This is a genomic window from Vibrio sp. OPT46 (assembly GCF_015163535.1).
Lineage (GTDB): Bacteria > Pseudomonadota > Gammaproteobacteria > Enterobacterales > Vibrionaceae > Vibrio > Vibrio alginolyticus.
Genome location: NZ_JADDYG010000165.1, coordinates 36,680 through 44,847 on the forward strand (window position 1 = coordinate 36,680; position 8,168 = coordinate 44,847).

At 41.4% G+C, this 8,168-nt stretch carries 10 protein-coding genes and 1 pseudogene; 9 read left to right on the forward strand and 2 right to left on the reverse strand.

Going from position 1 to position 8,168, the window contains the following annotated elements; all coding sequences use genetic code 11:
• The first annotated feature begins 319 nt into the window (after positions 1–319).
• From IQR33_RS07840 to IQR33_RS32550, 7 genes and pseudogenes are all read left to right on the forward strand, one after another.
• Positions 320–643 (forward strand): hypothetical protein, encoded by a 324-nt coding sequence (locus tag IQR33_RS07840; protein ID WP_017634385.1) that lies wholly within the window; start codon positions 320–322, stop codon positions 641–643.
• 235 nt (positions 644–878) lie between these two features.
• Positions 879–1,304: a hypothetical protein gene (locus IQR33_RS07845; protein WP_017634386.1), complete on the forward strand. Its 426-nt coding sequence runs from the start codon at positions 879–881 to the stop codon at positions 1,302–1,304.
• A gap of 704 nt (positions 1,305–2,008) precedes the next feature.
• Positions 2,009–2,518, forward strand: coding sequence for an SMI1/KNR4 family protein (locus IQR33_RS07850; protein ID WP_025998675.1), 510 nt, complete (start codon positions 2,009–2,011; stop codon positions 2,516–2,518).
• A 169-nt stretch (positions 2,519–2,687) separates the two neighbouring features.
• Positions 2,688–3,158, forward strand: a complete 471-nt coding sequence (locus tag IQR33_RS07860) for a GNAT family N-acetyltransferase (protein WP_005377057.1) — start codon at positions 2,688–2,690, stop codon at positions 3,156–3,158.
• Between the two features lie 150 nt (positions 3,159–3,308).
• A complete protein-coding gene (locus IQR33_RS07870; RefSeq protein ID WP_054577369.1) occupies positions 3,309–4,142 on the forward strand; it encodes an HNH endonuclease in 834 nt (277 codons plus the stop codon).
• 95 nt (positions 4,143–4,237) lie between these two features.
• A complete protein-coding gene (locus IQR33_RS07875; protein ID WP_017633505.1) occupies positions 4,238–4,873 on the forward strand; it encodes a hypothetical protein in 636 nt (211 codons plus the stop codon).
• A 251-nt stretch (positions 4,874–5,124) separates the two neighbouring features.
• A pseudogene (locus tag IQR33_RS32550) lies at positions 5,125–5,421 on the forward strand (SMI1/KNR4 family protein); the annotation flags it as partial.
• Between the two features lie 178 nt (positions 5,422–5,599).
• Here IQR33_RS32550 and IQR33_RS07885 read toward each other — a convergent pair.
• Complete coding sequence (locus IQR33_RS07885) at positions 5,600–5,899, reverse strand: type II toxin-antitoxin system RelE/ParE family toxin (RefSeq protein ID WP_017633502.1); 300 nt, start codon at positions 5,897–5,899, stop codon at positions 5,600–5,602.
• A gap of 7 nt (positions 5,900–5,906) precedes the next feature.
• Positions 5,907–6,149, reverse strand: coding sequence for a type II toxin-antitoxin system Phd/YefM family antitoxin (locus tag IQR33_RS07890; protein WP_005442033.1), 243 nt, complete (start codon positions 6,147–6,149; stop codon positions 5,907–5,909).
• Positions 6,150–6,898: 749 nt separating this feature from the next.
• On the opposite strand from IQR33_RS07890, the gene IQR33_RS07905 reads away from it, so the two are divergent.
• The gene (locus IQR33_RS07905; protein WP_029804521.1) at positions 6,899–7,366 is read left to right on the forward strand and encodes a cold shock domain-containing protein; all 468 of its coding nucleotides are present in this window, start codon (positions 6,899–6,901) and stop codon (positions 7,364–7,366) included.
• Positions 7,367–7,502: 136 nt separating this feature from the next.
• Complete coding sequence (locus tag IQR33_RS07915) at positions 7,503–7,892, forward strand: hypothetical protein (RefSeq protein ID WP_017633499.1); 390 nt, start codon at positions 7,503–7,505, stop codon at positions 7,890–7,892.
• The last annotated feature ends 276 nt before the right edge of the window (positions 7,893–8,168 follow it).

The following is an 8,168-nucleotide window of genomic DNA, read 5'->3' on the forward strand; positions in this document are numbered from 1 at the left end:
AATTCCAATCCAAGCATCGGTGGGTGAATTTCCGTGAGACTCTCAGGATGGCATTAATGGTTCAAATTCAAGCCAGTTCAAAGTTCGAAGTGGTTCCAAGGAAAGTTTCACTTTTCAGTTGTAGAATCAATTAATAAACAGGCTAAAGTATTGAAAGTAATAAGTTAACAAGGCGTTCAAGAGGGACAGTCAACGCGTGGCGAGTTTGGCTCTTGTTTTGGCATTTGTGTTTACGGTTATAATTTGAAGTTTGGTGGTAGCGCGTTGCTGCCCCTTAACGCGGCGTTATGAGCTTCAAAGAAAGGAAGGGATATCTACATTGATTGATGTAATTGTATTTGTTGTCCTTGTAGGGTTCTATTTTTACTCAGATGGTAGTGAAACGTCTCGAAAGGAGGCTTGCATTGCTATTGGCGTTTATGGGGCATATCTGGCTATTTATCAATTGATTGGTCCATTTCCAGAAGTAACGTCGAAATATATGGGGCAGCTCTATGGTTTCTTACCAATGTTATCTTTTGGGGTCATTCTTTTCCCTCATTTCAACACAAGTTCACCAGAAGTTGTCACTAAGACTCTAGGTTGGCTGGGGCTGCTAACCGCCTTTGTAATTCTTAGTTGCTTTAAATTGTTCGTTTGGTAGTGGTGACCACGCTCATAACAAGGCGTTCAAGAGGGACAGTCAACGCGTGGCGACTTTGGCTCAAATCTTGGCAATTGTGTATATGGTGGTAAATTTAAGTTTGGTGGTAGCGCGTTGCTGCCCCTTAACGCGGCGTTATGTTCTCGTCGTTAAAAAAGGGGTATGAGTCGAGATTGAGTCCTTTTCATACATTTTCCTTTTGAGACTCTTTCATACTGTTCGAGCGGAGGACAATATGAAAGAGTTAAGATTAACAAATGCTATGATCACGTTCATACTAGGAATGATTATCGCGGGTTTAGTTTCAAAAGGGAGTTTTTTGGGGACGGCGTTCAAATATCCTTCAGACTTTATTTTTATAGTTTTTGGTGGTCTATTAGCATTCCTGATTTCTGGAGTTTCAATTCGGTACTTGCAGAAAGGTTATTGGAAAGAGTCAGCGTTAATGTATCCAATTTACTATTATGGTTCTTTTGGGCTTTTTGCAGATGGTCACTTAGCAGGTTGGACGCATAGTGGCGGTGTGGGGGAAAAGCTAATGATGTCTCAAATATACATTTTGCTGTCACTCGTTTCGGTATTTATTCCACTTATTATCGCTACAATCTCGATTGCTCACATTGTTCTATTGAGAGCAGAGGTGAAAAAAGTACGAACATAACAAGGCGTTTAAGGCAGATTCGCAACGCGTGGCATTCTCAGTTCAAATTGATTTTTGTGTTTAAGGTGTAATAGTTTAGGTTAGGTGTAGGCGTCGCTCACTACTTAACGCGGCGTTAGGATTTTCGAGGGAAACATGGAAAGAGATATCATACTATTTGTAGTTTCGTTAATTGTGAGTTTTATCCTTGGTTGGTATTTTTCGTCCAGGAAGAAGAAGTATTACGAGGTATTATCTGATCTCGAGAACGAGTTAAGTTACATCAAAAAAATTAAAGAAAGTCCGCTGGAACTAGTAAGGCATGCATTCTCAAAACTATTCCTAATTCTGTTTCTTATTTCGTTAGGGCTACTCATTCCATCAGCTTTTAAGTTCTTTTTGAATGACGGCTTAGAAAACCTAGTTGTATATGTACAGTTCATTGTATTCTTCTCAGCTACTGCTTTTTCGTTTTGGACATACAAGCTGTTTAGCAATGTAATTAACTACGAGGTAGCGGCAAGGAAGTTAGAACGTAAAATCGAGAAAATGAAGTCCAAAATAGAACAATCCTAACAAGCAATTTAAGAGGGATTCACAGCGCTTGGCACTTTTACTTCTACTTCAAATTTAGTGTTTACGGTGCAATGTGTTAGGTTGGGTGGTGGCGTTGTTCACCCCTTAATTGGGCGTTAGGCGTTGTCCAGAAAGTATGGAGAGATAAGATGGATAGAACTTTTCCAGATCAATTGAAAAAACTGCACTCAATAGAAATTGACTACGCGGACGGTGAGGGAATTGATTTTGAACCATATGATGATTTCTGTTCGCAAGAGGAAACATCAGAATGGATTAAAGCATGGACTGGTAATTCTTCACTCAATGGCCATGAATATTTAATTTTTGGTCAAGATGGTTCTGGCGGCTACGCTGCTTTTTGGCTTGTCGCCAATGTTGAAGATCTTTTGCAACAACCTATTGTTTTCTTTGGCTCTGAAGGTGAAGTTGGGGTGGTTGCACAAAATTTTGGAGACTATGTTTGGTTGTTTGCACATGGTCTTGGGCCATACGAGGCTGTTGCTTCTCCTGATTTGAAGCGCCCCCTAAATAGTAAGTTTTTGGACTTTGCTCAGGAGGTTGCCCCGTCAAATGAAAGCTCAGTGTCTAAAATCATAAGTGAGGCCAAATCAAAGTACCCTAACTTTGAGCAAATGATTGACGAACTTTGCCAGTAAGCCAAGCGCCTAACAAACTGCTCAAGAGGGATTCGCAACGCGTGGCATTTTTACCATGCGTTGATTTTAGTGAATAAGGTGGTATGCGGCGGCTTCAGTATTACGTTGCTCACCCCTTAGCAGGGCGTTATGTAGCCGCGAGAGGACGGTAAGTTAAAAGGATTTATATATGTTAAATATTCGGCAAGCTCGCATTGAAGATATCAGTGTTATCAAGAAACTACAGTTTCAGCTTAATGAGTATCATCAAGCAAATTTACCTGATGACTTTTTATCACCGGAAGAAATTGAACAAAAAATAGACCTACACAAGATAATCAAAAGTGAAAGCTCGATTTTTCTGGTAGCCGAAAGCAAAGGGCAGTTAGTAGGTTTTGTTTTTGGTGAGCTATGGGTTCGTAAGTCTTGGACGCTCAAAGAGCGAAAGATCGCAAACGTTGAACAGATTGTAGTGGATTCATGCTTTAGGAGTCAAGGTGTTGGAGTGGCGCTAATAGAGGCATTTGAGGAAAGGGCTATTTCTAACGGCGGAGAAGAGCTGTGGTTAGAAGTATATTCTTTCAATGAATCAGCTCTAGCTTTGTATCGCAAAGCTGGTATTGAGCCCAAGATCCAAATTGGACAGAAAGCACTAACCTGAAAGTCGGCTACATAACAAATTGTTCAAGAGTGATTCGGCACGCGTGGCATTTTTACTATGCGTTAGTTCTAGTGGTTAATGTGGTATGCGGAAGCTTAGGTATTGCGTGCCTCACACCTTAACAAGGCGTTAGGCGATTAGGAGAGTTCATTGTTCGAAGTTGGTAAAATCTATAACCGTCGCTCTGATATTCACGGCGTATACAAAGGGCAACAGTATGGTGGTATCGCTACGCCAGCTAATCATTCTTATGTATTTATATTTACCAGTGATGCTGGTGAAGAGTTCGGCTATTCCGATGGTTTTGGTCCTGATGGTACGTTTAGGTATACAGGCGAAGGTCAAGTAGGTGATATGCAGATGGCCAAAGGTAATTTGGCAATCTTCGAGCACCAGCAAAACAAAAAAGAAATCTTGTTGTTTGAGTCGACGACCAAAGGCTTTGTGCGTTTTGCCGGAGTATGTAGTTACATTGAACACCACATCGAGCAGCGACCTGACAAAAATGGTCAGCTTCGAGATGCTTTCATTTTTCACTTGGACGTACTTCCGCAACCAAGGCTTCCGGGAGTGGAAAATGGCAAGGCTCCTTACTTAACCAAACCGACTAAAAGCAAATCACTTAAGCAGTTGCGCGATATTGCTACGGCTGTGACCCCGAATGATGTGGACGTTAAAGAACAAGTTGCTCATGTCCGTTATCGCAGTGAGGCTATAAAGTTATATGCCAAAAAGCGCGCAAATGGGGTTTGTGAAGGTTGCAGAATCGGGTCACCCTTTGAAACTAAGGCAGGACCTTATCTAGAAGTCCATCATTTAACTAGGCTTGCTGACGGTGGTGCTGACTGCCCGGAAAATGTTATCGCTCTATGTCCTACGTGCCATAGGAGAGCGCATTATTCAATCGACAGCAAAGAGTTCAACGAACAGTTGTTAAGAATAGCCCTTAGCATCGAAGAAAAAATCGCCCAACAAAGCATTTAAGAGTGATTCGCAACGCTTGGCGGTTTCGCTTCGCTCAAGTATAGCCAAGCGCCGCTCACACCTTAATGCAGCGTTAGGCTCTTTAGAGGAAAATAATGAACGAAAGTATAATTACGCTAATTGGTGCCTCAGTTAGTTTAGTGATTGCTCTGCTCTTTGCACTTTGGCAGATTTTGACTGTTTTGGTGGATGTAATTAAGTCTAAGAATGATCGTAAGCTAAAAGAAGACATTGCTAGTGCACTTAAAAATGGTGTGCCAACCTGGGAACATATCAAAGTAATCGAATCATGTTACTCTTTGCTGTCTCCCAACTCCTTAAAGCGAAGTTTAAATAACCTAATAAAGCAAGAGGTTGTAAACGGAGTTACAGAAGATAGTAAATCCTTAGCCTTACTTGAGGAGTGGGCAAACAAGCTTAAGTCAGATGAACCATTTGAGGGAATACCACCAGAATTAAAGCTACCATTAGAACGAATAAGGCAAGAAGCTCCAGAACATCAACATATGATAGAGTTACTTGTTTCCCAACTTCAAGAATATACAGATCAAGCTAGAGGAGAGAAAAAACGAAACTCCGTAATTTCTATTATTGGTCTTCTAGTCGGTATTGGTGGTTTTGCTATTGGAGCGTATCAAATCTATGTTTCAGCTGACTCTGAGCATACTAGCCCACAACAAGAGGCAGTATTGACCACAGAGCCTAACAAATTGCTTAAGAGTGATTCGTAACGCGTGGCATTTTTACTTTGCGGTGGCTTAGGGTGATTAAGGCGCCGTGCGGTAGCTTTTGTATTGCGTTACTCACACCTTAGCAAGGCGTTATGCCTTATCAAGGAGTAATTATGTGGAAGCATCTAGTTAGTACACTAGAAAACAATAGTAGGTTTGAAAGTCCTGCGAGGAAGTTAGATATCGATAATGCTGAAAAATTACTCAATGTTTCGTTCCCGCGCCAATTGCAGGAATGACTTCAAGAAGCAAATGGAATCTATGGAGAGTACGATTTAGGATTGGTATGGCCATTGGATAAAATTGTTCATACAAATCTTCAGTTCCGCCAAAGCCCAAACTACAATCAACTATATATGCCGTTTGATTCCTTGCTATTTTTTGCCGATGCAGGCAATGGTGATCAGTTTGCATTTCCTATTCAGGCAGAACAAATCAGACGAGATGATGTTTTTGTATGGAATCATGAGGATGATAGCCGGTTTTGGGTTGCACCTGATTTGGAAAAATACATCGAGTGGCAATTAACAGGAAAAATAAGCACCTAGGCATAACAAAGCGTTTAAGGCGGATTCACAACGCTTGGCGACCTTAGCTTAAGTTGAATTTAGTGTTTACGGTAGAATGGTTTAGGTTTGGTGGTTGGCGTTGTTCACCACTTAACGCGGCGTTAGTTTGCATGGATAAACTCTCACCCCAGTTATTATTTCTAGGGTGAAAGTCGTGTTATTTCAGATGATTCTGGGGTAGCTGTGATTGACCCAAGACAGCAACGACTAAGATAAAGTCATGTTCTTTGGTGAAATAAGCTGTGTGTTTTCCAATCGGGAAATAAAAGCCATTTGGGTATATCTCGTCACAATTTCTTCCTAAGCCTGGATTATCAGCTAGCATCTGAAACCCTGATAGCAGAGTATCTTTGTAGTTACGCCACTGTAATTCAGAAAAGTTTTCAACAGTGTAGTTTTTTACTTTGCGCAAGTGAGATTGCGCTAAGTTACTTAGCTTGTATTTGTTCTTTTGCATAAGTTAGTTACAGCGAGTTCAGAAAGCTTTCGCCATCAACAGTGTTTCCATTGTTCAAGTCTTCTTTAGCTGACTTAAAGCAGTGTTTGAGGTACTCAACTTTCATAGCTTCTAGCTCTTCAAAGTCACGAATGGACATGACAACGACAGTATCTTTACTGTTTTTGCTGATTTTTACTGGCTCGCGTTGTGCGCTCAGAAGTAGTTCGCCGAAATTTCGTTTGGCATCATTGGCTGTTAATGTATGCATGGTCAGTTCCCAATTGAGTGTACAGTTAGATTATAATGCATCGCATGAAATGTTCAATTTAATTAAATCGTGCGATTTGTGTGAAATGCAAACTAACAAACTGTTCAAGAGGGATTCGCAACGCGTGGCATTTTTACTATGCGTTGGTTTTAGTGGTTAAGGTGGTATGCGGGGGCATCGGTATTGCGTCGCTCACCCCTTAACAGGGCGTTAGTTTGCAAGAGGAAAAACGCAACTATATCGCAAGCTCTAGTGGTAAAAGCTCAAAGTCTAAATTGTCGTATCGGCGTTCAATTTCAGTGTTAACTAGCGTGGTGGAAATCCAAAATTGGCATCGTTTCAACGGTTGATTTGTTCTTTGGTTCGGCGACTTTTTGGTTCACTGAGTCGAACTTTTTTGTTGAAACTCTGTTCGTTGAGTTTGTTGGTACAAAAGCCGATTTTCTCGCTGAAATGACGTTTTCTCTGGTGTGGTAAGTTCATGTGGTTTCATTGACTAGCCGCTTTGAGACTACGCCTGACTTAAATGCATCAAAGCACATAAAGCTTGTTGTTCGCAAAGTTTAAAATAAAGTAAAATCAATCCTTTGGGCCTGCAAACTAACAAACTGCTCAAGAGGGATTCACAACGCGTGGCATTTTTACTATGCGTTGATTTCAGTGATTAAGGTGGTATGCAGCGGCTTTGGTATTGCGTTGTTCACCCCTTAGCAGGGCGTTATGCCGCTATATGAAAAACGGGAGAGGACATGAAAGGGGAAATTGTTCGCTGGGTTGATGAGCGCGGTTTTGGGTTCATAAATTCCAATGAACTGGATGGTGACATTTTTGTTCATGTATCCAAGTTCAAAAAAGGATACCGACGCCCCCGAATAGGGGACCAAGTAGAGTTTCAACTGGCAAGTACTCAGCCTAAGTTAAGTGCGGAAAGTGCTCAGTTAGTCGGTGTCAAACCACAGAAAAGCAATTCTTTTTCAGTTGTATTATCAGCAGTTATCGTCGGTCTAATAGGCGCAGCCTTCTATCTGTTTTATATAGAGCCTAAGTTAAACCCTGCATATGAAAATATGGGGTTCAGTTGTCAAGGCAAGACTTACTGTAGCGAAATGGCGTCTTGTGATGAAGCAAAGTTTTATTTATCAAATTGTCCAAATGTCAAAATAGATGGCGACAATGATGGTACTCCTTGCGAGAGTCAGTTATGTGGTAGTTGGTAGGATCGGCATAACAAACTGTTTAAGAGTGATTCGCAACGCGTGGCATTTTTACTATGCGTTGGTTTTAGTGTTTAAGGTGGTATGCAGCGGCATCGGGATTGCGTTGCTCACACCTTAACAGGGCGTTAGAGGGCTTATGAAAATAATACAACTGTTGATACTTGCTAAAGCTATATTTTTAAGTGGGTGTGTTGTTTACTTAGATCATCCTGATGCACAAAGAATAAGTGGCAAAGTTATCTGGAGAGACACAGGAAAACCTGCCGAAGATGCTAATATAACAATTTGGGAGGGGAGGACATTTTTCACTTTGTTTCCCATTTCCTATCCCGCAGCAGGTTGGGCAACTTCTGACGCAGAGGGTAATTTTACTGTTGTTCTAGAAAACCAATGGCCTGCAGACGTTACAGCACATGTTCCCTGTGGGTTTGGTAAACGTATTGTCAATGAAAGCGAAGTTAATCAAATCATTATAGAGTTGGAAGAGTCATCTTCTAGCGAGTGCTTAACTCCGATAGTTGATTGAAGACGCACAAAACTAAATTGGTGTTGTATCGTTCAGTAATGATCGACCAACTCAACCCCGCCCTCTAACAAACAATTTAAGAGTGATTCAGCACGCTTGGCAGTTTTGGTTTGGGTTGAGTTCGGTGTTTACGGTGGTCAAATTGAGTGTCGTGGTCGCGTGCTTCACACCTTAATTGGGCGTTATGTGGAAAGCCTAGCCAATCGGATGTGGCTAGGCTGCAAGCTATTTATTTGAAAATCTCGTTAGCCATTTTCAGTAGCACGTGGCTGATGA

Excerpts from the sequence above, each read along its gene's own strand:
- IQR33_RS07845 (WP_017634386.1), top strand. The coding sequence starts at position 879 with ATGAAAGAGTTAAGATTAACAAATGCTATGATCACGTTCATACTAGGA.
- IQR33_RS07850 (WP_025998675.1), top strand. The coding sequence starts at position 2,009 with ATGGATAGAACTTTTCCAGATCAATTGAAAAAACTGCACTCAATAGAA.
- IQR33_RS07860 (WP_005377057.1), top strand. The coding sequence starts at position 2,688 with ATGTTAAATATTCGGCAAGCTCGCATTGAAGATATCAGTGTTATCAAG.
- IQR33_RS07875 (WP_017633505.1), top strand. The coding sequence starts at position 4,238 with ATGAACGAAAGTATAATTACGCTAATTGGTGCCTCAGTTAGTTTAGTG.
- IQR33_RS07885 (WP_017633502.1), bottom strand. The coding sequence starts at position 5,899 with ATGCAAAAGAACAAATACAAGCTAAGTAACTTAGCGCAATCTCACTTG.
- IQR33_RS07890 (WP_005442033.1), bottom strand. The coding sequence starts at position 6,149 with ATGCATACATTAACAGCCAATGATGCCAAACGAAATTTCGGCGAACTA.
- IQR33_RS07905 (WP_029804521.1), top strand. The coding sequence starts at position 6,899 with ATGAAAGGGGAAATTGTTCGCTGGGTTGATGAGCGCGGTTTTGGGTTC.
- IQR33_RS07915 (WP_017633499.1), top strand. The coding sequence starts at position 7,503 with ATGAAAATAATACAACTGTTGATACTTGCTAAAGCTATATTTTTAAGT.